At 66.5% G+C, this 26,943-nt stretch carries 28 protein-coding genes and 1 pseudogene; 19 read left to right on the plus strand and 10 right to left on the minus strand.

Annotated features, from left to right (window positions below; genetic code table 11):
• The first annotated feature begins 91 nt into the window (after nucleotides 1-91).
• The 5 genes from rlmJ (at nucleotide 92) to AAIL68_RS12735 (ending at nucleotide 5,109) form a co-directional block, all read left to right on the plus strand.
• Nucleotides 92-871, plus strand: a complete 780-nt coding sequence (rlmJ, locus tag AAIL68_RS12715) for a 23S rRNA (adenine(2030)-N(6))-methyltransferase RlmJ (RefSeq protein WP_347140155.1) — start codon at nucleotides 92-94, stop codon at nucleotides 869-871.
• Nucleotides 872-937: 66 nt separating this feature from the next.
• The gene (locus AAIL68_RS12720) at nucleotides 938-1,231 is read left to right on the plus strand and encodes a septum formation initiator family protein (protein ID WP_347140197.1); all 294 of its coding nucleotides are present in this window, start codon (nucleotides 938-940) and stop codon (nucleotides 1,229-1,231) included.
• A 98-nt stretch (nucleotides 1,232-1,329) separates the two neighbouring features.
• Nucleotides 1,330-2,379, plus strand: coding sequence for a pyruvate dehydrogenase (acetyl-transferring) E1 component subunit alpha (pdhA, locus tag AAIL68_RS12725; protein WP_347140156.1), 1,050 nt, complete (start codon nucleotides 1,330-1,332; stop codon nucleotides 2,377-2,379).
• Nucleotides 2,380-2,394: 15 nt separating this feature from the next.
• Nucleotides 2,395-3,762 (plus strand): pyruvate dehydrogenase complex E1 component subunit beta, encoded by a 1,368-nt coding sequence (locus AAIL68_RS12730; protein WP_347140157.1) that lies wholly within the window; start codon nucleotides 2,395-2,397, stop codon nucleotides 3,760-3,762.
• Nucleotides 3,763-3,774: 12 nt separating this feature from the next.
• Nucleotides 3,775-5,109, plus strand: coding sequence for a pyruvate dehydrogenase complex dihydrolipoamide acetyltransferase (locus tag AAIL68_RS12735; protein WP_347140158.1), 1,335 nt, complete (start codon nucleotides 3,775-3,777; stop codon nucleotides 5,107-5,109).
• 120 nt (nucleotides 5,110-5,229) lie between these two features.
• On the opposite strand, the gene AAIL68_RS12740 is transcribed toward AAIL68_RS12735, so the two are convergent.
• The 3 genes from AAIL68_RS12740 to AAIL68_RS12750 all read right to left on the minus strand — a co-directional run bounded on the left by AAIL68_RS12740 (nucleotide 5,230) and on the right by AAIL68_RS12750 (nucleotide 10,296).
• Complete coding sequence (locus AAIL68_RS12740; RefSeq protein ID WP_347140159.1) at nucleotides 5,230-8,283, minus strand: efflux RND transporter permease subunit; 3,054 nt, start codon at nucleotides 8,281-8,283, stop codon at nucleotides 5,230-5,232.
• Entirely contained in the window at nucleotides 8,280-9,446 is a 1,167-nt protein-coding gene (locus AAIL68_RS12745; RefSeq protein ID WP_347140160.1) for an efflux RND transporter periplasmic adaptor subunit, read from the minus strand. The genes AAIL68_RS12740 and AAIL68_RS12745 overlap by 4 nt, the downstream gene beginning before the upstream one ends.
• A 79-nt stretch (nucleotides 9,447-9,525) precedes the next feature.
• Complete coding sequence (locus AAIL68_RS12750; protein ID WP_347140161.1) at nucleotides 9,526-10,296, minus strand: division plane positioning ATPase MipZ; 771 nt, start codon at nucleotides 10,294-10,296, stop codon at nucleotides 9,526-9,528.
• A gap of 228 nt (nucleotides 10,297-10,524) precedes the next feature.
• On the opposite strand from AAIL68_RS12750, the gene AAIL68_RS12755 reads away from it, so the two are divergent.
• Complete coding sequence (locus tag AAIL68_RS12755; RefSeq protein ID WP_347140162.1) at nucleotides 10,525-10,806, plus strand: hypothetical protein; 282 nt, start codon at nucleotides 10,525-10,527, stop codon at nucleotides 10,804-10,806.
• Here AAIL68_RS12755 and AAIL68_RS12760 read toward each other — a convergent pair.
• The 3 genes from AAIL68_RS12760 to AAIL68_RS12770 are packed head-to-tail and all read right to left on the minus strand — an operon-like array spanning nucleotide 10,787 to nucleotide 13,188.
• On the minus strand, nucleotides 10,787-11,671 hold the full coding sequence (locus tag AAIL68_RS12760; protein WP_347140198.1) for a DMT family transporter: 885 nt from the start codon (nucleotides 11,669-11,671) through the stop codon (nucleotides 10,787-10,789). The genes AAIL68_RS12755 and AAIL68_RS12760 overlap by 20 nt on opposite strands.
• Nucleotides 11,672-11,703: 32 nt before the next feature.
• On the minus strand, nucleotides 11,704-12,288 hold the full coding sequence (locus AAIL68_RS12765; protein ID WP_347140163.1) for a peroxidase-related enzyme: 585 nt from the start codon (nucleotides 12,286-12,288) through the stop codon (nucleotides 11,704-11,706).
• Between the two features lie 54 nt (nucleotides 12,289-12,342).
• A complete protein-coding gene (locus AAIL68_RS12770; RefSeq protein WP_347140164.1) occupies nucleotides 12,343-13,188 on the minus strand; it encodes a LysR family transcriptional regulator in 846 nt (281 codons plus the stop codon).
• A gap of 85 nt (nucleotides 13,189-13,273) precedes the next feature.
• On the opposite strand from AAIL68_RS12770, the gene AAIL68_RS12775 reads away from it, so the two are divergent.
• The 9 genes from AAIL68_RS12775 (at nucleotide 13,274) to rpmE (ending at nucleotide 18,808) form a co-directional block, all read left to right on the plus strand.
• On the plus strand, nucleotides 13,274-13,873 hold the full coding sequence (locus tag AAIL68_RS12775) for an NAD(P)H-dependent oxidoreductase (RefSeq protein WP_347140165.1): 600 nt from the start codon (nucleotides 13,274-13,276) through the stop codon (nucleotides 13,871-13,873).
• Between the two features lie 123 nt (nucleotides 13,874-13,996).
• Complete coding sequence (locus AAIL68_RS12780) at nucleotides 13,997-14,413, plus strand: TonB family protein (protein ID WP_347140166.1); 417 nt, start codon at nucleotides 13,997-13,999, stop codon at nucleotides 14,411-14,413.
• A 166-nt stretch (nucleotides 14,414-14,579) separates the two neighbouring features.
• The gene (ffh, locus tag AAIL68_RS12785; protein ID WP_347140167.1) at nucleotides 14,580-16,076 is read left to right on the plus strand and encodes a signal recognition particle protein; all 1,497 of its coding nucleotides are present in this window, start codon (nucleotides 14,580-14,582) and stop codon (nucleotides 16,074-16,076) included.
• An 8-nt stretch (nucleotides 16,077-16,084) separates the two neighbouring features.
• The gene (locus AAIL68_RS12790; protein WP_347140168.1) at nucleotides 16,085-16,381 is read left to right on the plus strand and encodes a chorismate mutase; all 297 of its coding nucleotides are present in this window, start codon (nucleotides 16,085-16,087) and stop codon (nucleotides 16,379-16,381) included.
• Nucleotides 16,382-16,424: 43 nt separating this feature from the next.
• Nucleotides 16,425-16,781, plus strand: coding sequence for a 30S ribosomal protein S16 (gene rpsP, locus AAIL68_RS12795; protein ID WP_347140169.1), 357 nt, complete (start codon nucleotides 16,425-16,427; stop codon nucleotides 16,779-16,781).
• A 48-nt stretch (nucleotides 16,782-16,829) separates the two neighbouring features.
• Complete coding sequence (rimM, locus tag AAIL68_RS12800) at nucleotides 16,830-17,330, plus strand: ribosome maturation factor RimM (RefSeq protein ID WP_347140170.1); 501 nt, start codon at nucleotides 16,830-16,832, stop codon at nucleotides 17,328-17,330.
• The gene (gene trmD / locus AAIL68_RS12805) at nucleotides 17,323-18,195 is read left to right on the plus strand and encodes a tRNA (guanosine(37)-N1)-methyltransferase TrmD (protein ID WP_347140171.1); all 873 of its coding nucleotides are present in this window, start codon (nucleotides 17,323-17,325) and stop codon (nucleotides 18,193-18,195) included. Before rimM ends, trmD begins: the two co-directional genes overlap by 8 nt.
• On the plus strand, nucleotides 18,192-18,575 hold the full coding sequence (rplS, locus tag AAIL68_RS12810; RefSeq protein WP_347140172.1) for a 50S ribosomal protein L19: 384 nt from the start codon (nucleotides 18,192-18,194) through the stop codon (nucleotides 18,573-18,575). The genes trmD and rplS overlap by 4 nt, the downstream gene beginning before the upstream one ends.
• 11 nt (nucleotides 18,576-18,586) lie before the next feature.
• Complete coding sequence (rpmE, locus tag AAIL68_RS12815; RefSeq protein ID WP_347140173.1) at nucleotides 18,587-18,808, plus strand: 50S ribosomal protein L31; 222 nt, start codon at nucleotides 18,587-18,589, stop codon at nucleotides 18,806-18,808.
• A gap of 130 nt (nucleotides 18,809-18,938) precedes the next feature.
• Here rpmE and AAIL68_RS12820 read toward each other — a convergent pair whose 3' ends face one another.
• The gene (locus tag AAIL68_RS12820; RefSeq protein ID WP_347140174.1) at nucleotides 18,939-20,897 is read right to left on the minus strand and encodes a protein meaA; all 1,959 of its coding nucleotides are present in this window, start codon (nucleotides 20,895-20,897) and stop codon (nucleotides 18,939-18,941) included.
• A gap of 210 nt (nucleotides 20,898-21,107) precedes the next feature.
• Between AAIL68_RS12820 and ccrA the strand changes: the two genes are divergently transcribed.
• Nucleotides 21,108-22,397 carry a crotonyl-CoA carboxylase/reductase gene (gene ccrA / locus AAIL68_RS12825; protein WP_347140175.1) on the plus strand — a complete coding sequence of 430 codons (1,290 nt, stop codon included), beginning with the start codon at nucleotides 21,108-21,110 and terminating at the stop codon, nucleotides 22,395-22,397.
• Between the two features lie 15 nt (nucleotides 22,398-22,412).
• Here the strand turns inward: ccrA and AAIL68_RS12830 are convergent, their stop codons facing one another.
• A complete protein-coding gene (locus tag AAIL68_RS12830; protein WP_347140176.1) occupies nucleotides 22,413-22,619 on the minus strand; it encodes a hypothetical protein in 207 nt (68 codons plus the stop codon).
• Nucleotides 22,620-22,707: 88 nt separating this feature from the next.
• Here AAIL68_RS12830 and AAIL68_RS12835 point away from each other — a divergent pair, with 88 nt between their 5' ends.
• Nucleotides 22,708-24,234, plus strand: coding sequence for an AAA family ATPase (locus AAIL68_RS12835; protein WP_347140177.1), 1,527 nt, complete (start codon nucleotides 22,708-22,710; stop codon nucleotides 24,232-24,234).
• 72 nt (nucleotides 24,235-24,306) lie between these two features.
• On the opposite strand, the gene AAIL68_RS12840 is transcribed toward AAIL68_RS12835, so the two are convergent.
• Nucleotides 24,307-25,095, minus strand: a complete 789-nt coding sequence (locus AAIL68_RS12840) for an EcsC family protein (protein ID WP_347140178.1) — start codon at nucleotides 25,093-25,095, stop codon at nucleotides 24,307-24,309.
• A gap of 100 nt (nucleotides 25,096-25,195) precedes the next feature.
• Nucleotides 25,196-25,672, minus strand: a pseudogene (locus tag AAIL68_RS12845) (N-acetyltransferase); the annotation flags it as partial.
• A gap of 125 nt (nucleotides 25,673-25,797) precedes the next feature.
• Between AAIL68_RS12845 and AAIL68_RS12850 the strand changes: the two are divergent.
• Both AAIL68_RS12850 and AAIL68_RS12855 read left to right on the plus strand, forming a co-directional pair.
• The gene (locus AAIL68_RS12850; protein ID WP_347140179.1) at nucleotides 25,798-26,400 is read left to right on the plus strand and encodes a flavin reductase family protein; all 603 of its coding nucleotides are present in this window, start codon (nucleotides 25,798-25,800) and stop codon (nucleotides 26,398-26,400) included.
• Nucleotides 26,397-26,930, plus strand: a complete 534-nt coding sequence (locus AAIL68_RS12855; protein ID WP_347140180.1) for an adenine phosphoribosyltransferase — start codon at nucleotides 26,397-26,399, stop codon at nucleotides 26,928-26,930. Before AAIL68_RS12850 ends, AAIL68_RS12855 begins: the two co-directional genes overlap by 4 nt.
• Nucleotides 26,931-26,943: the final 13 nt, after the last annotated feature.

Below are 26,943 nucleotides of genomic sequence, written 5' to 3' on the forward strand. Positions count from 1 at the left end.
CATTTTCGGACATCGGTTCTGCCGGGCCGCCGCGACGGCGAAAGGCGACATAGCCCTTTCGCCCCGAACGGCTGCGGGCTAAGGGCGGGTCATGCTCAGCTATCAACACGCCTATCACGCCGGAAATCTGGCCGACCTGCACAAGCACGCTCTGCTGGCCGCCGCGCTGGATTACCTGACGCGCAAGGACAAGCCGCTGTCCTATCTGGAAACCCATGCCGGGCGCGGGCTCTATTCCCTGGACGGGGCCGAGGCCGCGAAAACAGGCGAGGCTCGCGCTGGCATCCAGCGCGCCGAGGCCGAGGGCTGGCTGCCCGCCGGTCACCCGCTGCTGGTGGCGCTGGCGCAGGTCCGCCGCAGTTACGGTCCGCAAGCCTATCCCGGATCGCCGCTGATCGCCGCGCATTTCCTGCGGCGGGGCGATTCCGCGCATCTGGCCGAACTGCACCCGGCGGAATACGATGCCTTGTCGGCGGTCGCGGGCTTTGCCACGCTGCACCGGCAGGACGGCTTCCAGATGGCGCAGGCGGTCTGCCCGCCCACGCCCCGGCGAGGCATGATCCTGATCGATCCCAGTTATGAGGTGAAGGCCGATTATGCCGCGATCCCGCGCCAGATCGGGCTGATCGCGCGGAAATGGAACGTGGGGGTCATCGCGCTGTGGTATCCGGTCCTGACCGACAATCGCCACGCGCCGATGCTGGAGGCGCTGATGGACACCCATCCCGACGCCCTGCGATCCGAGGTAGCCTTTGCCCCTGCCCGTCCCGGCCATTCCATGGCGGGATCCGGCATGTGGGTGCTGAACACCCCCTTCGGCCTGGCGGATGAAGCCGCGCGAATCGAGGCGATCTTTCGCCGGAACGCCTGATCCGGGGCATTTCCCCGGCCCCGCCCTTGTGCCATGATCGCCCGGCACACCAACACGGCCCTTGTCATGTCGCAGCGTCTCTCCCTCAGCGCCACCATCCTTCTGGCCCTGGCCGTGGCCTTGGGCCTGTATTTCGCCTTTGCCGCCGTGCAGGGTCCGTCGGGCATCCTGCGCCGCATCCAGATCGAGGCCGAGACCGCCGAACTGGCCATCCAGCGCGACAAGCTGAAGACCGAGGTGCAGCAGATGCAGAACCTGACCCGGCGGATGTCGGACGAATACCTGGACCTCGACCTGCTGGACGAACGCGCCCGAGAGGTGCTGGGCCTCATCCGCGCAGGCGAGGTGATCCTGCGCTGACCCTCCGTCACGTTCGCGGATTGCGCCTCCTTTTGTGATCGGTTACGGGTAGTTTAACGCTGAACTATTCTGACCGCGCTTTGAGGAGGACCCCCCGCATGGCCAGGAAGCCTGCCCCCGCAGCCGAAACACAGACCCCGGAGACGCTGTCCAACGTATCCAGGGACGAGCTGCTGCAATATTACCGTGACATGCTGCTGATCCGGCGGTTCGAGGAAAAGGCGGGCCAGCTTTACGGCATGGGCCTGATCGGCGGCTTCTGCCACCTGTATATCGGGCAGGAAGCGGTCGTCGTGGGGCTGGAGGCGACCGCGAAGGAAGGCGACAAGCGCATCACCAGCTATCGCGACCACGGCCACATGCTGGCCTGCGGCATGTCCGCGCGGGGCGTGATGGCCGAACTGACCGGGCGCGAGGGGGGTTACTCCAAGGGCAAGGGCGGCAGCATGCACATGTTCAGCCGCGAAAAGCACTTCTATGGCGGTCACGGCATCGTCGCGGCGCAGGTGCCGCTGGGCGCGGGCCTCGCCTTTGCCGATAAGTACCTGGGCAATGACAACGTGACCTTCGCCTATTTCGGCGATGGCGCGGCCAACCAGGGCCAGGTCTACGAGACCTACAACATGGCGATGATCTGGGAATTGCCGGTCATTTTCGTGATCGAGAACAACCAGTATGCCATGGGCACGTCGATGAAGCGGTCCACGCGCTCGACCACCCTGTTCGGTCGTGGCGAGGCTTTCGGCATCCCCGGCGAACAGGTGGACGGCATGGACGTGCTGGCCGTGAAGGCGGCGGGCGAAAAGGCCGTGGCACACTGCCGCGCGGGCAAGGGGCCGTACATCCTTGAGGTGATGACCTATCGCTATCGCGGCCACTCGATGTCCGACCCGGCCAAGTATCGCACGCGCGAGGAAGTGCAGAAGATGCGCGACGAACGCGACGCCATCGAACATGTGCGCGAATTGCTGCTGCAGGGCAGCCACGCGTCCGAGGATGACCTGAAGGCCATCGACAAGGAGATCAAGGACATCGTGAACGATTCGGCCGAGTTCGCCAAGGAAAGCCCGGAACCCGCGCTGGAAGAGCTGTGGACCGACATTTACGCCGAAGACCTGCCCCAGGGCAGCGCCGAAGAAGTCGCCTGAGGGAGGGCTGAGTATATGGCAACCGAAATCCTGATGCCCGCCCTGTCCCCCACGATGGAGGAAGGCACCCTGGCGAAATGGCTGAAGAAGGAAGGCGACGCGGTGAAATCCGGCGACATCATCGCCGAGATCGAGACCGACAAGGCCACCATGGAATTCGAGGCGGTGGATGAAGGCATCCTGGGCAAGATCCTGATCGCCGAAGGCTCGCAGGGCGTGAAGGTGAACACCCCCATCGCCGTTTTGGTCGAGGAAGGCGAATCCGCCGATGACGTGAAGGCCGAGGCTCCGGCTGCCGCCGCGCCCGCCGAGGCAAAGGCTGAAGCGCCCGCCGCATCCGCCGTCGAACAGGTCAAGACCCCCGAGCCTGACCGCAGCCCCGACTGGCCCGAGGGGACGAAGATGAAGACCATGACCGTGCGGGAAGCCCTGCGGGAGGCCATGGCCGAGGAAATGGAACGCGACGAGACCGTCTTCCTGATGGGCGAGGAAGTCGGCGAATACCAGGGCGCCTACAAGATCAGCCAAGGCCTGCTGGACCGCTTCGGTCCCCGCCGGGTCGTGGACACGCCCATCAGCGAGATCGGCTTTGCCGGCATCGGCACCGGCGCGGCGCTTGCCGGCCTGCGCCCCATTGTCGAGTTCATGACCTTCAACTTCGCCATGCAGGCGATGGACCACATCATCAACTCGGCCGCGAAGACGCTCTACATGTCGGGCGGCCAGATGGGCTGCCCCATCGTCTTCCGCGGTCCGAACGGCGCCGCCGCGCGCGTGGCGGCCCAGCACAGCCAGGACTATGCCGCCTGGTACGCCTCGGTCCCCGGCCTGAAGGTGGTGATGCCCTACAGCGCGGCGGATGCGAAGGGCCTGATGAAGCAGGCGATCCGCGACCCGAACCCGGTCATCTTCCTGGAGAACGAGATCCTCTACGGCCGGTCCTTCGAGGTGCCGGACCTTGAGGACTTCACCATCCCCTTCGGCAAGGCCCGCATCGCGCGGACCGGCAAGGACGTGACCATCATCAGCTTCGGCATCGGCATGTCGCACGCGCTGGAGGCCGCCGACATGCTGGCCCAGGACGGGATCGACGCCGAGGTGATCGACCTGCGGACCCTGCGCCCCATCGACTATGGCACGATCATCGAATCGGTGAAGAAGACCAACCGCGTCGTCACCGTCGAGGAAGGCTTCCCCGTGGGCTCCATCGGCAACCACCTGTCGGCCTATGTCATGGAAAACGCCTTCGATTACCTGGATGCGCCCGTGATCAACTGCACCGGCAAGGACGTGCCCATGCCCTATGCCGCCAACCTTGAGAAGCACGCGCTGATCACCGCCCCCGAGGTCGTGGAAGCCGTGAAAAAAGTCACCTACCGCTGAGGGGAACGCATCATGCCGACAGAAATCCTGATGCCTGCGCTGTCCCCCACCATGGAGGAAGGGACGCTTGCCAAATGGCTGGTGAAAGAGGGTGACGCCGTCAAGTCCGGCGACATCATCGCCGAGATCGAGACCGACAAGGCCACGATGGAGTTCGAGGCCGTGGACGAAGGCACCATCGGCAAGATCCTGATCGCCGAAGGCGCGCAGGGCGTGAAGGTCAACACCCCCATCGCCGTGCTGCTGGAGGAAGGCGAGGATGCCTCGGCCGCAGCCAGCCCCGCACCCGCCAAGGCCGCGCCTGCGGCCGAGGAAAAGGCCGCTGCCGAAAAAAGCTATGGCAGCCCCGTCAACCCGCCCATCGCCGGGGATGCCGGAGCCGCCAAGCCCGCGCCCGCCAAGGGTGAAGGTGGCAACCGCGTCTTCGCATCCCCCCTCGCCCGCCGGATCGCGGCTGAAAAGGGCATCGACCTGTCGGGTATCACCGGCACCGGCCCGCGCGGCCGCATCGTAAAGGCCGATGTCGAAGGCGCGCAGCCCGGCGCGGCAAAGCCTGCCCCGGCCCCCGCCGCCGCACCGGCTGCCGCCGCCCCGGCTCCGGCCGCTCAGGCCCCGAAAGCGCCTTCGGCCGACGCGATCCTCAAGATGTATGCGGACCGCGAAACGACCGAGGTGCCGCTGGACGGCATGCGCCGCACCATCGCCGCCCGCCTGTCCGAGGCCAAGCAGACCATCCCGCATTTCTACCTGCGCCGCTCGGCCAAGCTGGACGAACTGATGAAGTTCCGCGCCATGCTGAACAAGCAGCTTGAATCGCGGGGCGTGAAGCTGTCGGTCAACGACTTCATCATCAAGGCCTGCGCGCTTGCGCTGCAACAGGTGCCCGATGCAAACGCCGTCTGGGCGGGCGACCGGATCCTGAAGCTGAAGCCCTCGGACGTGGCGGTCGCCGTCGCCATCGAAGGGGGGCTGTTCACCCCGGTCCTCAAGGACGCGCACCAGAAGACGCTGTCGGCACTCTCGACCAAGATGAAGGATCTGGCGAACCGCGCCAAGACCAAGAAGCTCGCCCCCCACGAATACCAGGGCGGCAGCTTCGCGATCTCGAACCTCGGCATGTTCGGGATCGAGAACTTCGACGCGGTCATCAACCCGCCCCACGGCGCGATCCTCGCCGTCGGCGCGGGCATCCAGACGCCCGTGGTCGAGAATGGCGAGGTGGTCATCCGCAACGTCATGTCGATGACCCTGTCGGTCGATCACCGCGTCATCGACGGCGCGCTTGGCGCGCAACTGCTGGAAGCCATCGTGAACCATCTGGAAAACCCGATGGGGATGCTGGCCTGATCCTGCCGCAGGTTCCATGAGGGGGCGCTCGCAGGGCGCCCCTTTTTCATTTCACCTTTGCCCAAATATCCTCTGGGGGTCCGGGGGGCGAAGCGCCCCCGGCCGCCGCGGGACGCAAAGCTACTCCGCCGCCTGCCGGGGCCGGTTCAAGCCGATACGCCGCGAAATCCACCCCGCCAGCCGCCCCTGCCCGCCATGGATCAGCGAGAACAGCGAAGGCACGAATAGCAGCGACAGCACGGTAGAGAGCAGCAGCCCCCCGATCACCGCAATCGCCATGGGCGCGCGGAACTCACCGCCTTCCCCGGTCGCCAGGGCGGACGGAATCATCCCCGCGCTCATCGCGATGGTGGTCATCACGATGGGGCGCGCCCGCTTGTGGACGGCATCCAGGATCGCGTCGCGTTTCGCCACGCCCGTCTCGATGGCCGACAGCGCGAACTCCACCAGCATGATCGAGTTCTTGGTGACGATCCCCATCAGCATCAGGAAACCGATCACCACAGCCATGCTGATCGAATGGCCGGTGACGAACAGCGCCAGGATCGCCCCGCCGATCGCCAGCGGCAGCGACATCAGGATCGTCACCGGCGTGATGAAGTTGTGGAACAGCAGCACAAGGACGACATAGACCAGCATCACCCCCGCGCCCATGGCGGTGCCGAAGGCGCCGAAGACCTCGCCCATGATCTCGGCATCGCCCGACGGCTGGATGCGTGTGCCGGGGGGCAGTTCGATCCGGTTCTGCAATTCCGTGACCTGCGCGCTGACCGGGCCCAACAATTGCCCGTCGGCAAGGTTCGCGTTGACCGTGGTCTGGAACTGGCGGTCGTATCGCCCGATCTCGGTCGCGCCGGCGGACAGGGTGACATCGGCCACCGCGTCCAGCGGCACCTGCCCCTGGGATGAATTGACCCGCAGGTTCTGCACCTTCATCAGGTCGGCGCGGGCATCGGCAGACAGCCGCACGACGATTGGGATCTGCTCGTCGCCCGCGTTGAACTTGGCCAGGTTCGATTCCACGTCGCCCAGCGTCGCCACCCGCAGCGTGGTCGCCATGTCGCTGGCCGAGACGCCAAGCTGCGCCGCCACATCGGCGCGCGGCCTGATCTGGATTTCAGGCCGCTGCAGCCGCGCCGTGGTGGTCACGCTTTCCAGGGACGGCAGCCCCGACATGGCCGTGGCCAGGCGTTCGGCGGCAAGCGCCGCGCCATCCTCGGTCGTGCCCAGGACGTTGATGGTCAGGTCGTTCTGGCCGTTCTCGTTCTGGAAGTTGATGCGCATGTCGGGCGTGCCGGACAGGCGTTGCTTCAACTCCTCCTCCAGCACGAATTGCGACCGTTCGCGGGTTTCCTTCTTGCCGTAATTTATCATCACCCGCGCCTCGGTCACGTCGGACCCGTCGCTATAGACGAAGACCGATTGCACCTCGGGCACCTCGTCGATCCGGGCGGACAGGCGGCGGGCGGCATCCTCGGTATTGTCGATGGTGGCGCCGGGGGGCAGTTCGACCTCGATCTGGCTGCGGCCGATGTCCGATGCGGGGATGAACTCGGTCGGCAGCAGCGTCGCGGAATAGATGGACCCGGCGAAGATCCCCAGCCCCGTCAGCAGCGTCAGCCCGCGATGGCGCAGGGTCCAGCCCACGACGCGCATCAACCCGCGCATGACAAACCCGTCGCGCTGTTCCGTGCCATGCACCGTGCCGCGCATCAGATAGGCCGCCATCATCGGCGTAATGATCCGCGCCACCAGCAGCGAGAACAGCACCGAGACCGCGACCGTCAGCCCGAACTGCTTGAAATACTGCCCCGGAATGCCGCCCATGAAGCTGACCGGCGCGAAGACCGCGACGATGGAGAAGCTGATCGCGATCACCGTCAGCCCGATCTCGTTCGCGGCTTCCTCGCTGGCCTCATAGGGGGGCACGCCCATGCCGATATGGCGGACGATGTTCTCGATCTCGACGATGGCGTCATCGACCAGGATGCCGGTGACCAGCGTGATGCCCAGCAGGCTGATGCCGTTCAGGGTGAAGCCCAGCCACTGCATGACGAAGAAGGTCGGGATGATCGACAGGGGCAGCGCCACGGCGGCGACCAGCGTGGCGCGCCAGTTGCGCAGGAACAGGAAGACCACCACCACCGCCAGCGCCGCGCCTTCATACAGCGTGTCCATGGCGCTGTGATAGCTGGCCTCGGTATAGGTGGTAGCGTCGTCGATCAGGGTGATCTGCACGTTCGGAAACCGCTCGGCGATCCGGGCCAGCCGTTCCTTGGCGTCGTCGCCCGCGCCCAGGTCGGATGCGCCGGTCGTGCGATAGATGCCGAAGGCCACGACCGGCTGGCCGTCCAGCAGGGCGAAGCTGCGTTCCTCGGCGGGGCCATCGATCACGCGGCCAAGCTGGTCCAGCCGGATCGTCCGGCCCTCGGCAATGGAGATCGGCGCCCCGGCAAGCTGGTCCACGCTGTCGGCGGCCCCCAGCGTGCGGATCGAATATTCGCGCCCCGCCAGATCGCCGCGCCCGCCACCCAGGTCGATGTTGCGCGCGCGAAGCTGGTTCGACACATCCGCCGCCGTCAGGCCATGGGCCAGCAGCCGGTCGGGGTCGAGTTCCACCTTGATCTCGCGTGCGGCCCCGCCGATGCGGGTGGTCTTGCCGACGCCGGGGACGGTCGAAAGCTCTCGCCCGATCACGTCGTCCACGAATTTCGACAGCGCTTCGATGGATTGGGTCGGGTCGCTGACGGCATAGGTCAGAATCGGCATTCCGGTCACGTCCAGCCGCCGCACCAGCGGCTCGCTGATGCTTTCGGGCAGTTGCTGGCGGACGTTGGACACCGCGTCCTTGATGTCGTTCACGGCCCGGTCGCTGTCGGTTTCCAGCTCGAACTCGACCACGATCTGCGCCGTGCTGTCCGTCGCGGTCGATGTCTGGTGCCGCACCCCGGTGACGGATGCGATGCTGTCCTCGACCGGCTGGATGACCTGGCTGGTCAGTTCGGACGGCGCCGCGCCCGGCTGGTCGATGGTGACCTGCACGATGGGCAGGTCGATGTTCGGCATGGCCGTGACCGGCAGGCGATTGAAGCTGAACAGCCCGACGATCACCAGCACCAGGAAGACGGCGATGGGCGGGACCGGGTGGCGGATCGACAGGGTGGAAAAGTTCATGGCCCCGCCCCTTCGGCTGCGACCGGGCGCACCTGGTCGCCGGTGCGGAAGAAGGCGCCCGACCGCGCGATGACCTGTTCGCCCGGCGTCACGCCTTCGATGATTTCGCGCCGCCCGTTCCACAGCAGCCCCGCGCGGACCGGGCGGGTTTCGACCACGCCGTTCTTGACGACCTGCACACGCTCTCCGCTGTCATCCGCCAGGACCGCCGATGCGGGGACGGTGACGGCCTGCCGCCGGTCGGTGATGACCCAGCCGCTGGCGAATTGCCCGGTTCGGATGCCCTTGGCATCCAGCGAGATGCGCATGACCCCCAGCCGCGTCACCGGATCGACCGAGGCCGGGACCAGCCGCACCTGTCCCGCCATCGGACCCACCCCCGCCACGGTGATTTCCGCCGGATCGCCGACCTCCAGGCTGGCAAGCGCCGTTTCGATCACCTCGGCCGACATTTCCACCGCGCCATCGGCCAGCAGGGTGAACAGCGGATCGGCGCCGCCCCCCGCCAGTGCGCCCAATTCCGCATTGCGCGCGACAATGACGCCCGCGACCGGAGCGGTGATCTCGGCGTGGTCCAGGTTCAGTTCGGCAATGCGCCGCGCGGCTTCGGCCTGGGCCAGCGCGGCGCGGGCCACGGCCAGCCCGTCGGCGGCCGAGGCCGCCTGCGCGCGGGCATTCGCCTCGGCCGCGATGGCGTCGTCCAGGGCGGATTGCGCGGCCGTGCCCGCCTCGCGCAACTGCCGCACCCGCTGCAGGGTCGTCCGTGCCTGCTTCAGAAGCGCATCGGCGCTGTCAATGGTGCTTTGCGCCTGCCCCACGCCCGCCTCGGCCCGCAGGTATTCGGCGCGGGCCTGTTCCAGCAGCGCTGACAGCGTGTCGGTGGACAGCCGCGCCAGCACCTGGCCTTTGGTCACGCTGTCGCCCGCCTCGGCCAGGATTTCGGTGATCTCATGGCCCGACACCTGCGGAAAGACCTGCACCTCCTGCCGGGCGACAATTGTGCCCGAAACCGGAACGCGGGCCTGCACCTCGGACCGGGCAGCGGGTTCGACAGTCACGGATGGCGCGACCCGCGCGGGTGCTTCGGAGGCGGTCGCGGGCTCGTTCGCCGATGCGGTCAGCGGCAAGGCGAATGCGACAAGCAGAACGGAAAGGATGCGCATGGGACAGCCTGCCATGATGACCTGCGGGGCAACATAATTGCTGAAGCCCCCGCCAACAATGCGCGGCGGAAAGGCTTGCCTAGAAGTTGACCGCGACGCCCGGCAGGTTCAGTTCCGCGATCAGGTCGCGCAACTCCTGCCGCGCGGCGATGTTGGACATGGACAGCTGTTCGGTGCCGATGTCCTTCAGGTCCAGCAGGGTCAGGCCGCGCGGGAACAGTTCGCGGAAGATGACGCGTTCCGAGAATCCCGGCGCCACGCGAAAGCCGATGCGTTTCGACAGCGACTGCAACGCGCCGCCCACCTTGCGCTTGTTGTGCATGGCCTGCGTCCCCAAGCGGTTGCGCAGCACCAGCCAGTCGATCGGCCCCGCGCCCGCCTGCGCGCGCATCTGCCGCGCCGACCAGACCATCTCGGCATAGATCGACGGGCCCAGGATCTTGCCCTCGGGCGACAGCCGCGCCAGCAGGTCGAAATCGACGAAGCTGTCGTTCATCGGCGTGATCAGCGTGTCGGCCAGCGTATGGGCCATCTGGCTCAGCTTCGTGTGCGAACCGGGGCAGTCCAGCAGGATGAAGTCGCAGGTGGCCTCCAGCGCGGTCAGGGCGGGGGACAGGGGATCGCTGCCCTCGCCCATGGTGCCGATGACGGGCATGGGCAGGTCCAGCCCTTCGCGCTGCGCAAAATGGGCGCGGTTTTCCAGATAGCGGCCAAAGCTGCGCTGGCGCACGTCCAGATCCAGCCCGCCCACGCGATGGCCCATGCGGACCAGGGCAGTCGCCACATGCATCGAGGTGGTGGACTTGCCCGAGCCACCCTTTTCGTTGCCCACAACGATGATATGCGCCACGAAGCCGCCCCTTGCCGGTCTTTCCCGCGCGGGACCGTAGCGGGGCGAGACCATGAAGGAAAGCGCCCGCTGTCAGAACGCCGGCCGCCGATGCCTTGCTGCCCCGCCCGCCGCCTTGTCCATCCGCCGAAATCAATCACGACCTTTAAAGTCGTTTTTTCTTGCGCGAAAAGCCTGCATCTGTCCTAATGGTCCCAAGGCCAGCACATGGCGAAGGGAGGAAAGACCATGACGCCCAACTTCATCACCGGCCTTGCGCTGCCCCCGGCCTCTGCCATCGTCAGCCCGGCGGCCTTGTGGCTGGACGACCTGCCCAATCATCGGCGCGAACCGGGCTATGCCACCATCGCCATCGGCGCCCGCCAGCAGGCGCAGGGGCCGGTGGTGTCCCGCCTGCCCGATGGCCGCGTCAGCGTCGAGGCGGGCGGCCGCGTGCTGACCGGCCATCCCGTCACGCCGAAACCCGCCGCCCGCAGCCTCTGGGCCCGGATCAGCGGACGGGTGAGCTAGACCGCGCAGGCTCGTCCCCACCCAGCAGCAGCGCCAGCGCGCCCAGGATCGCCAGCATCCCCGGCAGAACCGCGATGCCGGGCATGCCCCTGCCCAGCGCGGCCTCCAGCCCGATCACCCAAAGGGGCGTCAGATAGGTATAGGCCATGACCTTGGCCGACGGCAGGCGCAGCGCCGCATATTGCACCAGCATCGTAGAGCACGCACTGGCGAAGACCGCGACATAGAAGACGGTGATCCAGACGATCGCGGGCAGCGCCCCCCAGGCCGTCGCCGTCAACGCGCCCCATCCCCAGACCGCCGTCAGGATTCCGCCCGCGACCAGCGTGCCCAGCGACGAGATCAGCGGCCCCTCGCCCCGGTTCAGCCTGCGGACCAGCGGCGTATAAAGGGCGTGCAGCGCGCAGCCGACAAGATAGATCCCCTCGCCGCGTCCGATCTCCATCCGCGTCAGGGCGGCCAGGTCGCCGCGAAAGATCACCCACAGCGCCCCTGCCCCGCCAAGCGCCAGAGCCGCCGCCAGATGGCCGGTCATCCGCTGGCGCAGAAGCAGCCAGCCAAAGCCCGCCGCCATGATCGGGGTCAGCGTGAAGACCGCGCTTGCCGACACAGCGGGGGCGGTCTTCAGCCCTTCGAACATCAGCACGAAATAGCCTGCGAAGGCCCCACCCAGCAGCAGGTACCGCCAGGGTGCCTCCAGCAGCGCGCGCGACCTGCCGCGGCCGGGCACCAGAGCCGCGATGCCCGCCAGCACGCCCGCCGCGATGATGAAGCGGGCGACGGTGATCGCCGCCGGGTCAATCAGGTTCGCGGCCCGGACGCCCAGCGAGAACGACCCCGCCACAAGCGCCGAAAACAGCCCCATCGCGGCATGGCCGCGCAGCGCCTCGGTCCGGTTCACGGGAAATCCGGCGCCTGGCGGCCCAGCATGTAGAATTCGTCATTGGCACGGAAATCCCCGGCATTGGCCATCCGGTTCGACATGCCGAAGAAGGCCGCGATGGCGCCGATGTCCCAGATTTCATCCGCGTCAAAGCCCGCGTCGCGCAGCGCCTGATGATCCGCGTCCCCGATCTGATAGGCCGCGACCGTCACCTTTTCGGCATAGGCCAGCATCGCCCGCTGCCGGTCCGTCAGATCCGCCTTGCGCCAGTTGACCGCGACCTGGTCGGCAATCAGCGGATCCTTGGCCCGGATCCGCAGGATCGCGCCATGGGCCACCACGCAATACTGGCAGTTGTTGATGCCGCTGACGGCCACCACGATCATTTCGCGTTCGGCCTTGGACAGGCCGGTGTCCTTTTCCATCAGCGCCTGGTGATAGGCGAAGAAGGCGCGGAATTCGTCGGGCCGATGCGCCAGCGCCAGAAAGACGTTCGGCACGAAGCCGGATTTTTCGGCGACCTTGTCGATGGCGTCGCGCATGTCGTCGGGCAGGGCTGCAAGATCGGGCACCGGAAAGCGGCTGATGGGATGGGTCATGGGGTTCCTCCTGCCGCATACCTTGGCCGAGGGCCTGCACAGAGTGAAGGGGGATCAGTCGCCCCGCAGCGCCGCGACCGCCGCCTGCACCTTGGGCGTGCGGTGCAGATCGACATGGGTGACCAGCCACAGCCGCGAATCCCATTCGGGCAGGGCCATGACCTCGATCAGGCCTTCGGCGCGGGATGGCGACAGGGGGCCGATGGCAAGGCCCGCGCGGATCGCGGCCTCGCGCGCGGCATCGTCATTGGCGGTGATGACGGCCTGGTCCGGCCGGATCCGGCCGCGCAGCCAGACCATCAGCGGCGCATTGCGCGCCTGCGGCCCCGGCAGGGCCAGGGGATGGCCGTCGATGTCCGTCACGGTCCCATGCGCCGCAAGATAGGCGGGCGCGGCATAGATCGCCTGCCGCACGGCACCCATGGACCGGACCACGTAATCCGGTTCCGTCGGCTGGCTGCCCGCGCGGATCGCCACATGCGCCTCGCCCGCGTCCAGGCGGAACAGGCGCACGTCGGTGACGTAATTCAGCCGCAGCCCTGGATGCTGGCGCATCAGCCGGATCAGCCGGGGCATGACCACATCGGACAGGTCGGGCAAGGACGTGACGACCAGTTCCCCCTCGATCCGGTCGCCCCCGCCCGCGATCCGGGATGCCAGTTGGGCAAAGCGTTCGTCGGCCTCCCCCGCGACCTTCAGCATGGCCTGCCCTGCTTCGGTCAGGGCATAGCCGCGCGGATGGCGCTGGAACAGCTTGACGCCAAGCTGCGCCTCAAGCCCGTCGATGCGGCGGATGACGGTGGCGTGGTGGACGCCCAAGGCTTCGGCTGCGGCGCTGACGGTGCCGCTGCGCGCCACGGCCAGCGCGATGCGAAGATCGTCCCAACTGTCGATGCTCATGTGCATCCCCGCACAGATATTGCGCGTTTATCGCCCTTCCGTTCGGCAATGCATAGACCTAAATCATCATCAACGAATAACCCGAATGGACCGACCTATGAACATCCTGCATATCGACAGCGCCATCACCGGCGAGGCCTCGGTCTCGCGCAAGCTGACCGCCGACATCGTGGCGAAACTGACCGCTGCCAACCCCGACGCGACGGTGACCTATCGCGACCTGAACGACGGCGTGCCCGCCATCGACACCGACTGGTTCAAGGCCGTCCGCCTGATGCCGGAAAACCCCACCGCCGACCAGCAGCGCCTGATCGATATTTCCGACGCCTATCTGGCCGAGGTCCAGGCGGCGGATGTGCTGGTGATCGGCCTGCCGATCTATAACTTCACCCTGACCGCGCAGTTGAAGAACTGGCTGGACCAGATCGCGCGGGCGGGCAAGAGCTTCCGCTATACCGCCGAAGGCCCCGAAGGCCTGCTGAAGGGCAAGCGCGCCATCGTCGCCTACAGCGCGGCAGGCACGCCCATGGGGTCGGATCTGGACCACGCCTCGGGCTATGTCCGCTTCATCCTGGGCTTCCTGGGCATCACGGATGTGGACTTCGTCGCCGCAGACCGCCTGGCGATGGACCGCGAGGCGGGCCTGGCCCGCGCACAGGACGCGCTGGAAAAGCTGGCGGCGTAAGGCACGCCAGATTGCAAGGCTGACACAGCGTCGGCCTTGCTTGTAATCTTAATGATTTAACGCGTGGCGGCGATTTTCAGATTGGCTATAGGTATCCTGTAAGGTTCTGACACCGAAACGGATATGACCATGTTTTCAAGATTTCTTGCCGCCTTTGCAATTTTGTTTGTTGTTGCAGGCTCCATGACGGCGCCCGTTCAGGCGCAGTCATCGTTCGGACGCCTCGCGGAGACAGGCCCCCGGAACGCGCGCGACTGGGCGGAACAGACTTTTCAGCACTTCCGCCGCGCGCTGCGCCGCTCGGATTCCGCGCTGCACACCACTGGGGGCAACCGGCCTCATTCCACCACGCTGGCGATCACCATTGCGCGCGATGGAAGCGTGACGAACGTGCAGATCCTGGAATCCAGCGGAAGCTCTGCCATGGATACCGCCTTCATTCGCCATTTCAGCCGTATCAAGGGCATCCCGGCCTTCACCCCCGACATGAACATGCCCAGCATTACCCTGCCGCTGCCGATCGGCACCAGAAGGGGCTGACCCGCAAACGGCGATGCCGCGTTGACTCAGACGCCGGTTTTGCCTATGTGAGCCACGATTCCCGGAAGGATTGGCCTTCCGGTCCCTGCCTTGGGCGGGGATCGCCCCCCGTCAGCGCGTCGCGCCCACGGGGGCAAACCTGTTTTGGACCGAAGGAGGCCCGGCGATGTTCGAGAACCTTTCCGACCGTTTGGGCGGCGTCTTCGACCGGCTGACCAAGCAGGGCGCGCTGACCGAGGACGACGTGACCGCCGCCATGCGCGAGGTCCGCGTGGCCCTGCTGGAAGCTGACGTTTCCCTGCCGGTGGCGCGCAACTTCGTGAAATCGGTCACGCAGAAGGCCACCGGGTCCGCCGTCACCAAGTCGATCACGCCTGGCCAGCAGGTCGTCAAGATCGTCCATGATGAACTCATCAAGATCCTGCAGGGCGATGACGCGCCCGAAAGCCTGCGCATCGACAACCCGCCCGCGCCGATCCTGATGGTGGGCCTGCAAGGCTCGGGCAAGACCACCACCACCGCGAAACTGGCCCTGCGCCTCAAGGAGCGCGAGAAGAAGCGCGTGTTGATGGCCTCGCTGGACACCAACCGCCCCGCTGCCATGGAGCAGCTGGCGATCCTGGGCAGCCAGATCGGCGTCGATACCCTGCCTATCGTGCCGGGCCAGACCGCCACCCAGATCGCGCAGCGTGCGAAACAGCAGGCCAGCCTTGGCGGCTATGACGTGGTGATGCTCGACACCGCCGGCCGGTTGCACATCGACCAGCAGTTGATGGACGAGGTTCAGGCCGTCCGCGACATCGCCCAGCCGCGCGAAACGCTGCTGGTCGTCGATGGCCTGACCGGCCAGGACGCGGTGAACGTCGCGACCGAGTTCGACGCGAAGGTCGGCGTCTCGGGCGTGGTGCTGACCCGGATGGACGGCGACGGACGCGGCGGCGCGGCCCTGTCGATGCGCGCCATTACCGGCAAGCCGATCCGCTTCGTCGGCCTTGGCGAAAAGATGGACGCCCTGGAAACCTTCGACGCGCAGCGCGTCGCGGGCCGCATCCTCGGCATGGGCGACATCGTGGCCCTGGTGGAAAAGGCCCAGCAGGTGCTGGAGGTCGAGCAGGCCGAGCGCATGATGAAGCGGTTCCAGAAGGGTCTGTTCAACATGAACGACCTTCGGGGCCAGCTTGAGCAAATGCAGAAGATGGGGGGCATGCAGTCCATCATGGGCATGATGCCCGGCATGGCCAAGATGGCCAAGCAGGCCGAGGCTGCCGGCATGGACGACCGCGCCATCGCCCGGCAGATCGCGCTGATCAATTCGATGACGAAAAAGGAACGCGCCAATCCCGACATGCTGCAGGCCAGCCGCAAGAAGCGGATCGCGGCGGGCGCGGGCATGGACGTGTCGGAACTGAACAAGCTTCTGAAGATGCAGAAGCAGATGGCCGACACGATGAAGAAGCTGGGAAAGATGGGCAAGGGCGGGATGCTGAAGCAGGCCATGCGCGCCATGACCGGCAAGGGCGGCGGACTGCCCGACCTGGAAAACTTCGATCCGGCGAAAATGGCCGAAGCGCAGAAGATGCTGCAGGATCCGCGCGGCCTGGGCGGGCAACTGGGCAAGGCCGGGCTGCCCGGCGGCTTGTCGGGCCTGTTCGGAAAGAAATGATGGACGCCGTGAATGATCCCGTCGCTCGCGCCGCCGCGCTGCTGCGCGACCACCGTGCCAGCATCGACCGGCTGGACGCGATCCTGGTCTATACGCTGGCCGAACGCTTCAAGCACACCCAATCCGTCGGCCGCCTCAAGGCCGAACACGACCTTCCGCCGTCCGATCCTGCCCGCGAGGCGCAGCAGATCGAGCGGCTGGAACGCCTCGCGCGCGAGGCCGACCTGGACCCGGAATTCGCGCGCAAATTCCTGAACTTCGTGATCGCCGAAGTCATCCGGCACCACGAAACCTTCCAATCCTGACGGCGGGATCCCCGCCAAACCCGCCATTACAAGGAGAAACCCAATGGCAACGAAAATCCGTCTGGCCCGTGGCGGCAGCAAGAAGCGCCCGCACTATGCCATCGTCGTGTCCGATTCGCGCATGCCGCGCGACGGCCGCTTCCTGGAAAAGCTGGGCACCTACAACCCGCTGCTGGCGAAAGACAGCGAAGACCGCATCAAGCTGGATCTGGACCGCGCCAAGCACTGGCTGGACCACGGCGCCCAGCCGACCGACCGCGTGGCCCGCTTCCTGGAAGCCGCCGGTGTCCGTGAAAAGGCCACCCGCGCCAACATGAAGAAGGCCGAGCCCGGCGCGAAGGCCAAGAAGCGCGCCGAGGAAAAGGCCGCGAAAGCCGCCGCTCCGGCCGAGGCCGAGTAAACCGACCGGGCGGGGGCAACCCCGCCCTTTTCGTCTGAAGGGGGCCGCATGTCACAAGACCGCATCTGCGTGGGCGCGATCGCCGGGGCCTTCGGGGTCCAGGGCGAGGTGCGGCTGAAAAGCTTCTGCGCCGAGCCTGCGGATATCGCGACCTACGGTCCCCTGACGACCGAGGACGGCAAGCGCAACTTCACCATTCGCCTGACCCGCCCCGTCACCGGCGGCCTTGGCGCGCGCCTGTCGGGCGTCGCCACGCGCGAGGATGCCGAGGCGCTGAAGGGCGCCACCCTCTGGGCGCCCCGGTCTGCCCTGCCCTCGCTGCCCGATGATGAATTCTACCACGCCGACCTGATCGGGTTGGAGGTCGTCGATACCGGCGGCGTCGTCTTGGGCCGGGTCCGCGCAATCTTTGACCACGGCGCGGGCGACATCTTGGAAATCGTGGGCAGCAAGGACGTGCTGCTGCTGCCTTTCACCCGTGCGGCGGTCCCGACCGTCGATCTGACGGCAAGACGCATCGTGGCCGACCCCCCGGCATCCGATGAGTGACACGCCGAAATCCCACGGCCGGCTGTCCATCACCGCCAGCCTGCGCCCGCGCGAGTTGATGGCGGAACCGCAGGTGCAGGGCGCCTGGACCGCCAGCATCGTCACCCTGTTCCCCGAGGCCTTCCCCGGCATCCTGGGCCTGTCGCTGACCGGCAAGGCGCTGCAACAGGGATTGTGGAACCTGCGCACCATCCCCCTGCGCGACTTCGGCATCGGCAGGCACCGCAATGTCGATGACACGCCCGCGGGCGGCGGCGCGGGCATGGTGATCCGCGCCGACGTGATGGACGCGGCCCTGCGCGAGGCCCGCCAGGGCCTGCCGCGCCCAGTGATCTACATGTCCCCGCGTGGTGCGCCGCTGACCCAGGCCCGCGCCCGCGACCTGGCGCAGGGCAATGGCGTCACCCTGATCTGCGGCCGGTTCGAGGGCGTGGACCAGCGTGTCCTGGACGCCCATGATATCGAGGAAATCAGCATCGGCGACTATGTCCTGACGGGCGGAGAGATCGCGGCTCAGGTCTTGATCGACGCGACGGTCCGGCTTATACCGCGCGTGCTGGGGAATCACGACTCTCTGGCCGAGGAATCCTTTTCCATCGGCAACAGGGGGCTTCTTGAGGCCCCCCAGTTCACGAAGCCCGCCCAGTGGGAAGGCCGCGAGATACCGGAGGTTCTGCTGTCCGGCAATCACGCGGCCATTCATCGTTGGAGGGCCGGTGAAGCCGAAAGGCTGACCAAGGAACGCCGCCCCGACCTGTGGCGGGCATACCAGGACGGTATGGACCCGGCAAAGGACCGACAGCTCTCGGGCGCATCAGACCAATCGCGGAGCTACCGCGAGCATGACAAGGAACCCAGGCGATGAACCTGATCGCAGAACTCGAAGCCGAGCAAATTGCCCAGCTCGGCAAGACCATCCCGGATTTCAAGGCCGGCGACACCGTGCGCGTCGGCTACAAGGTGACCGAGGGCACCCGCACCCGCGTGCAGATGTATGAAGGCGTCTGCATCTCGCGCAAGGGCGGCGCCACGCTGGCCGCCAGCTTCACCGTGCGCAAGATCAGCTTCGGCGAAGGCGTGGAACGCGTGTTCCCGCTCTATGCGACCAACATCGACTCGATCGAGGTCGTGCGCCGCGGCAAGGTCCGCCGCGCCAAGCTGTATTACCTGCGCGACCGTCGCGGCAAGTCGGCCCGGATCGTCGAGAAAACCAACTACCGTCCGCTGTCCGACGCGAAAGCCTGAGGGTTCAACCGATGAAAAAAGACATCCACCCCGATTACCACACCATCGAGATCAAGATGACCGATGGCACCACCTACCAGACCCGTTCGACCTGGGGTTCGGAAGGCGCGACCATGGCGCTGGACATCGACCCCACCTCGCACCCCGCCTGGACCGGCGGCTCGGCCAAGCTGATGGACACCGGCGGCCGCGTGTCGAAGTTCAAGTCGAAATACGCGGGCCTGGGCTTCTGATCGCCTCTGCCAGATTTGTGAAACGCCGCCCCGACTGGGCGGCGTTTTCTTTTGCGGCATAGGATAGGGGCGCTGCCCCCGTCCCTGCGGGACTCCCCGGGATATTTGGACAAAGGTGAAAAGGGTGGCGTCACGCCGCCTCGACGCTGGGTTCCACCAGGGCCACGATATCCATCATGATCGTGTTCAACTGGAAATCCTTGGGCGTATAGACCCGCGCCACGCCCAGGGCGCGCAGCCGTGCCGCGTCCTCGTCGGGGATGATCCCGCCCACGATCACCGGGACATGGCCCAGCCCCGCTGCGCGGATGCGGGTCATCACATCCTCGATCAGCGGCAGGTGGCTGCCCGACAGGATCGACAACCCGATGACATGGGCGTCTTCTTCCTGTGCGCGCGCCACGATCTGCTCGGGCGTCAGGCGGATCCCTTCATAGGTGATGTCCATGCCGCAATCGCGGGCGCGGAAGGCGATCTGTTCGGCGCCATTGGAATGGCCGTCCAGACCGGGCTTGCCGACGACGAATTTCAACCGGCGGCCCAGACGGGCGCTGACGGCATCCACGGCCTCGCGGATCTCCTCCAGCCCTTCGGTGCGGTTCGACGGGCTTGAGGACACCCCGGTCGGGCCGCGATATTCGCCATGAACCTGCCGCATGACACCCGCCCATTCGCCGGTCGTGGCCCCCGCCTTGGCCGCCGCAATGGAATAAGGCATTACGTTCTCGCCCCGCTGCGCCGCATCCCGCAGCGCGCCAAGCGCAAGCTGCACCGCGCCCTCGTCGCGGCCCTCGCGCCAGGCGCGCAGCCGGGCGATCTGGTCCTGCTCCACCGCCGGATCGACCACCATGATCCCGCCGTCCCCGGCGGTCAGCGGCGAGTCCTCGCCTCCCTGCCAGCGGTTCACGCCGACAACGACCGTTTCGTTCGTTTCGATTCTGCCCAGACGCTCGGCATTCGATTCGACCAGCCGCGCCTTCATGTAGTCGATGGCGGCAATCGCCCCGCCCATCTCGTCCAGCAGGCGCAATTCGTCGCGCGCGCCCTGCTTCAACTCCTCGACCCGGGCGGCGATCACCGGGTTGCCGTCGAACAGGTCGCCATATTCCAGCAGGTCAGTCTCATAGGCCAGGATCTGTTGCATCCGCAGCGACCATTGCTGGTCCCAGGGACGGGGCAGGCCAAGTGCCTCGTTCCAGGCGGGCAGCTGCACCGCCCGCGCCCGCGCGTTCTTCGACAGCGTGACCGCCAGCATCTCTAGCAGGATGCGGTAGACGTTGTTTTCCGGCTGCTGCTCGGTCAGCCCCAGGCTGTTGACCTGCACCCCATAGCGGAAGCGGCGATACCGCTCCTCTGCGATGCCATAGCGGTCGCGCGTGATCTCGTCCCACAGCTCGGCAAAGGCGCGCATCTTGCACATCTCGGTGACAAAGCGGATGCCCGCGTTCACGAAGAAGCTGATGCGGCCGACCATCTCGGGGAAGCCTTCGGGAGGGACCTTGTTCTTCAGGTCGTCCAGCACGGCGATGGCGGTCGCCAAGGCATAGGCCAGTTCCTGCTGCGGCGTCGCGCCGGCTTCCTGCAGGTGATAGGAACAGACGTTCATCGGGTTCCACTTGGGCAGGTGCTGCCGCGTATAGGCCGCCACGTCCGTGATCATCGCCAGGGACGGCTTCGGCGGACAGATATAGGTGCCGCGCGACAGGTATTCCTTGATGAGGTCGTTCTGCACCGTCCCCTGCAGCCTGGAAATGTCCGCGCCCTGCTCCTCGGCCACGGCGATATAGAGCGACAGAAGCCAAGGCGCCGTCGCGTTGATCGTCATCGAGGTGTTCATCTGCTCCAGCGGGATCTGGTCGAACAGAGCCCGCATGTCGCCCAGGTGACAGATCGGCACGCCAACCTTGCCGACCTCGCCCCGCGCCAGGATATGGTCGCTGTCATATCCGGTCTGCGTGGGCAGGTCGAAAGCCACTGACAGTCCGGTCTGCCCCTTGGCTAGGTTGCCACGATAGAGCGCGTTCGATTTCTCGGCCGTCGAATGGCCCGCATAGGTGCGGAACAGCCAGGGTTTGTCCTTCTCGGCCATAAGGCGCCTCGCAACAATCTTTCTGTCAGTTAACCAATATCGAAACAAACATGCGTCGTCAATTCGCCGCAGCGCAGCACCAGCCTGCGACTTTCGGACATTTTATTACGATTCATGCATCATAGTTGTTGCAATGTTGCGCATCTCTTCCTACCACTTGGGACAGCCACGCGGCGATTCTGCGCCGCAGCAGATGTGAAGGAGAAGCTGATGGCCCTCGACTCCCCCTCCTCGATCGCTCCTTACGACGCGCCCGTGAAGGATCTGTATGACATTGGCGAGATGCCGCCCCTGGGCCATGTGCCCGCGAAGATGCACGCTTGGGCGATCCGGCGCGAACGCCAGGGCGAACCCGACAAGGCCATGCAGCTTGAGGTCGTGGACACGCCCAGCATCGACAGCAACGAGGTGCTGGTCCTGGTGATGGCGGCGGGCGTCAACTACAACGGCATCTGGGCCGGGCTTGGCGTGCCGATCAGTATGTTCGACGTGCACAAGCAGCCCTATCACATCGCGGGATCGGACGCTTCGGGCATTGTCTGGGCCGTGGGCGACAAGGTCCGGCGCTGGAAGGTGGGGGATGAGGTTGTCATCCACTGCAACCAGGACGACAGCGACGACGAGGAATGCAACGGCGGCGACCCGATGTATTCGCCCACGCAGCGCATCTGGGGATACGAGACCCCGGACGGCAGCTTCGCGCAGTTCACGCGTGTGCAATCGCAGCAACTGATGCCCCGCCCCAAGCACCTGACCTGGGAGGAATCGGCCTGCTATACGCTGACGCTGGCCACCGCGTACCGGATGCTGTTCGGGCATGAACCGCATGAGTTGAAGCCCGGCATGAACGTGCTGGTCTGGGGCGCTTCGGGTGGTCTGGGATCCTATGCCATCCAGCTGATCAACGCGGCGGGCGGCAATGCCATTGGCGTCATCAGCGAGGAAGACAAGCGCGACTTCGTGATGGGCCTGGGCGCCAAGGGCGTGATCAACCGCAAGGAATTCAACTGCTGGGGCCAGTTGCCCACCGTGAACACCCCCGAGTACAAGGAGTGGTTCAACGAGGTCCGCAAGTTCGGCAAGGCCATCTGGGACATCACCGGCAAGGGCAACAACGTCGATATCGTTTTTGAGCATCCGGGCGAGGCGACCTTCCCCGTCAGCACCTTCGTCTGCAAGAAGGGCGGCATGGTGGTGATCTGCGCGGGTACCACAGGCTTCAACTGCACCTTCGACGTGCGCTATCTGTGGATGCACCAGAAGCGCATCCAAGGATCGCATTTCGCGCATCTGAAGCAGGCCAGCGCCGCCAACAGGCTGATGCTGGAACGCCGCCTCGATCCCTGCATGTCCGAGGTCTTCCCCTGGGCCGAAATCCCGGCCGCGCATGTGAAAATGATGAAGAACCAGCACAAGCCGGGTAACATGTCCGTGCTGGTCCAGGCGCCCACCACGGGCCTGCGCACCTTCGAGGATGCCTTGGAGGCGCGCCGCGGCTAGGCCGGCGCAAGACGTTCAAATCTGCGTGTCGCCTGTCTTCGGCAGGCGGCATTTCCATTCCACGACCTGATCCTTCGGATGGGCGGCCACCCATCGCGCCAGTTCGTTCTGGCCCCACAGCATGCAGGTGAACAGGCCGTTTCGCTGTTCGAACAACAGGCTGTGCTCAGAGCAGCGTTGCGGATCGGCAATCAGGCAGGTGACAAAGAACAGCTCGATCATCGGCGTTCCTTTCGGCTGATCCCCCTACACGCACGGGGGCCGAAAAAGTTGCATGGGCAATCGCCGCATGGCGCGGTAAGGGATGGCCATGACCGCCCCAGCCCCCACCCTGTCCCCCGACCAGGCCGATGCCTGGGACGCCCTGGCCGAGGCCTTTGGCGCCGCCGGCATCGACCTGATCGCCGAGGAAGTGCAGCCCCCCCAGCCTGGCAAGGGCCGCGTCATGGCGGTGATCGGCAAGGCGGGTTCGGGCAAGACGCTGCTTCTGTCGCAGATCACCAAGGCCCTGCGCGGCGCGGGGGTCGAGGTCGTCAGCGGCGATTACGAGGGCCGCCGCCGCAAGGACCGGCGCAGCGTGGCGATCCTGGCGCCGACGAACAAGGCGGCCTTCGTGCTGCGGATGCGCGGCGTGCCCGCGACCACGATCCACCGGATCCTGTATACGCCCGTCTATGATCCCGAATATGAAAAGCTGGCGGAATGGCTGACCGGCAGCGGCGACCGGCCTGCGGTCGAGGGCATGACGGATGCAGCACTTGACCGGGCCAAGGCTTTCTTCGACCAGCATGCCTCGATCCCCGGCGCGCTGGCTGCGGCGGGGTTGCGCGGGTCGGACTTTATCCGTGGCTGGAAACGGCGAGAGGATGCCTTGGACGTGGGGCTGATCGACGAGGCCTCGATGCTGGACGAAAAGCAGTTCGAGGATCTGCGCGAGATCTTCCCGATCCTGGTCCTGTTCGGCGATCCGGCCCAGTTGGCCCCCGTCGGCCAATCGGGCGAGATGGTATTCGAGAAGCTGGCACCGTCGCAGCGGCTGATCCTGAACCGCATCCATCGTCAGGCTGATGACAGCCCGATCCTGGATCTGGCCCATGCGCTTGCCGATGACAGCCTGACCTTCGATGGTTTCGAAAGCATGGTCCGCGCCGCCGCCCGCCGCGATGATCGCGTTGTCTGGGCGGAACGGGTGGAAAGCGACCTGATGGCCCGCAGCCCCGTCCTGGTCTGGCGCAATGCCACGCGCATCCGGCTGATCCAGGCCTTCCGCGCCGCCTATGGCGCGCCGGGCGACGCGCTGCTGCCGGGCGAGCCGCTGATCTGCGACGGGCTGGAACTGCCGCTGAAGCACCGCAAGAAGCGCATCGACCTGGAAGCGCGCGGGCTGATCAAGGGCGCGCAGGTCGTCTATCTGGGGCCCGGCCGCAAGCCGGGCTTTTCCCGTCTGCATGTCATCGGGGCCGAGGATCCGCGCCTCTCGGCCGCAAGCATCGTCAAGATCGAACTGCCGGACGAGGATGAACCCTTCATCCCCTTCGCCGCCCGCATGGGCGCGACCTTCCTGCACGGCGCGGCTGTGACGATCCACAAGTCCCAAGGGTCGCAATGGCCCGAGGTGCAGGTCTTTGCCCCCGACATCAGCGCCGCCGCGTGGTCGAACCGGACCGAGGCCGGGATCCCCCTGTGGAAGCGCCTCGCCTATGTCGCCATCACCCGCGCGCAGGAACGGCTGTTCTGGGTCACGAAGGCGCGGCTGGCGCGGCCCTCGGCACCGCTGGGAACGGAAGATCTGGATGCGCCGGTCGTGGACCTGGCACTGGCGGCCAAGGAGGAGTGAGCGCGGCTTGCGTCCCGCAGCCGGGGGTTTCACACCCCCGGACCCCCGTGGGATATTTGGCCAAAGTGAAAGTCAGCGCGCTGCCTTGCGGTGGTCTAGGCGGTCGATGGACAAGCGCAACGCTTCGACCAGGGCCTCCTTGGGGATGCCGGTCTCGTGCGACAGGCGCATGATGCCGAAATGCACGCGGGCCAGTTCCTGGTAATAGCGCGTGAAGGCATAGTTGATCGAGGCGCCCACGACCGCGCCGAAGATCGGGGCGGCCTGCGCGGCCAGTTTCTGGCCCATCGACACCGACAGGCGCGGCGCGACGCGGCTGATCAGGCCCTGCACGGTCTGGCCCGTCACCGACATGCGCGCGGCCAAGAGGCCCAGGTCGGTCGTGTCATCCTCAGCCATCGGGCCTGCGGCGGCGAAGATGCGCAGGCATTCCATCCGCACCTCCTCGCTGTCGGGGTCGAGGCCGTGTTCCACCGCGATGTCCAGCATGGCCCGCAGCAGCAGCGTGATCGTCACCGGCAGTTCGATCATGGCGCCCGCAAAGCCGCCCATGCCCCCCGCCGCACCGCTGACGGTCGAGGCCATGCGGTTGAACCAGTCGCCCCGGTCGCGCACCATGCGCCGGGAACCGCTGGCAGCCGTGAAGGCCCGGCCAAGGGCCGCGCGGGTGATGCGGTCCATGCGGCTGCGCACGAAGGCGGGCAGCTTCTCGATCAGGCCTTCGGCGCTGTTGCCGACGACCGCCATGACCTCCATCCCCAAGCCGCCCGCGTCCAGGTATCGCCGCGCCAGGCGGTCGATCTGGGCATGGACGGACGGGTCATTGATCGGCGGAAGCACCAGCTGCGGATTGGTCGCCATCGGTATCCTCTTTCGGGTGATCGACCGTGATGCAGGCCGACAGGGCATTGGTTCCGCGCGACATTTCCGCCATGCCTTCCAGCACGCCGGGCGATATCTCGCGCGTCACCGGCCCCGCCACATCAACCCAGGCGCCGGGGCGAAGTTCCAGCCCCAGCACCCGGTCGGGGTTCGTGGGCGGCGGCATGACCACATCGTCCAAGCGCGAAAATCCGAAGCGGCTGTAGTAAGGCGCATCCCCCACCAGCAGCACGCGGCCCCACCCCAGACGGCGCGCGCGGGTCAGGCTGTCGCGCATCAGAAGGCCCCCCAGCCCCTCGCCCTGCGCAGTGGGATGGACCGCGATCGGCCCCAGCAGCAGCACCGGCTTGCCCGCCACGCGCACCGGCCAGAAGCGGATCGCGGCCAGCAGGATGTCGCTTGGGTCGCGCAGCACCAGGCACAGGTCGGCCACCTTGGGCACGCCGTCGCGCAGGCGGTACGACGACAGCGCGGTCCGGCCCGGCGCGAAGCACAGGTCGTAGAGGGCCTCGACCTCGGGCTCGTCGGCGGGTGTCTCGGGACAGATCTCGTACATCGCGCCTCCTGTCGGGTTCTTGCGGCCCCTTAGCATGGGCTTTTCGGCGATGAAACATGCCAGCGGGACATTGCGGGACCGTGCCGCTGATGGCAGTTTGGCCCGGCACATACAGGAGGCCCGCGATGTTCTACCGCCCCGAGTCCGGCCACGGGCTGCCCCACAACCCCTTCAACGCGATCATCGCGCCCCGCCCCATCGGCTGGATTTCGACGCGCGGGTCGGCGGGCGACAACCTGGCGCCCTATTCCTTTTTCAACGCGGTGGCCTATGTCCCGCCGCAAGTGATGTTCGCATCCACAAGCGCCAAGGCGGACCGCAGCGGCACCAAGGACAGCGTGGCGCAGATCATCGAGACAGGCGTCTTCTGCGTCAACATCGCCACCGGCGACCTGCGCGACCAGGTGAACGCCTCATCCGCCCCCCTGCCCGCCGGGACCAACGAATTCCAGGCCGCCGGGATCGGGGCCGCCGAATGCGAAACCATCGCCTGTCCGCGCGTGGCCGGGGCCGCCGCTGCGCTGGAATGCCGGATGACCCGCGTGCTGCCGCTTGCGGGCGAGGCGAACTATGTCGTTTTCGGCGTGGTCACGGGCGTGCATATCCGCGACGATTGCGTGGTGGGGGGCCGCTTCGATCCGCGTCCGGCAGGCGGCTGGATTGCGCGGCTCGGCTACAAGGATTATGCCGCCGTCACCGAGTTGTTCCAGATGGACCGCCCCGCATGAGCCTGAACGTCAAGGACTATATCCGCAGCATCGCCGACTTCCCGCATGAAGGGATCATCTTCCGCGACGTGACCACGCTGTTTGCCGACGCGCGCGGCTTCCGCATCGCGATCGACCAGCTGCTGGCCCCCTATGCAGGCGCGCGGATCGACAAGGTCGCGGGGCTGGAGGCACGCGGCTTCATCCTGGGCGGGGCCGTGGCGCATCAGCTCTCCACCGGCTTCGTCCCGATCCGCAAGAAGGGCAAGCTGCCCGGCGCGGTGATTTCGCAAGCCTACCAACTGGAATATGGCGAGGCCGTGGTCGAGATCCATGACGACGCCCTGAAGCCCGGCGAGCGGGTGCTGATCGTGGACGACCTGCTGGCGACGGGCGGCACGGCGGCGGCGGGGATCAGCCTGTGCGAGCGCCTGGGCGCGAAGGTCGTCGGGTGTGCGTTTGTGATCGACCTGCCGGATCTGGGCGGACGGCGGCTGCTGGAAGGCTTGGGGCATGAGGTTCATGCGCTGACGGCGTTTGAAGGGGCGTGACGTAGGGTGCGTG

The organism is Paracoccus sp. SSK6 (genome assembly GCF_039770665.1).
GTDB lineage: Bacteria > Pseudomonadota > Alphaproteobacteria > Rhodobacterales > Rhodobacteraceae > Paracoccus.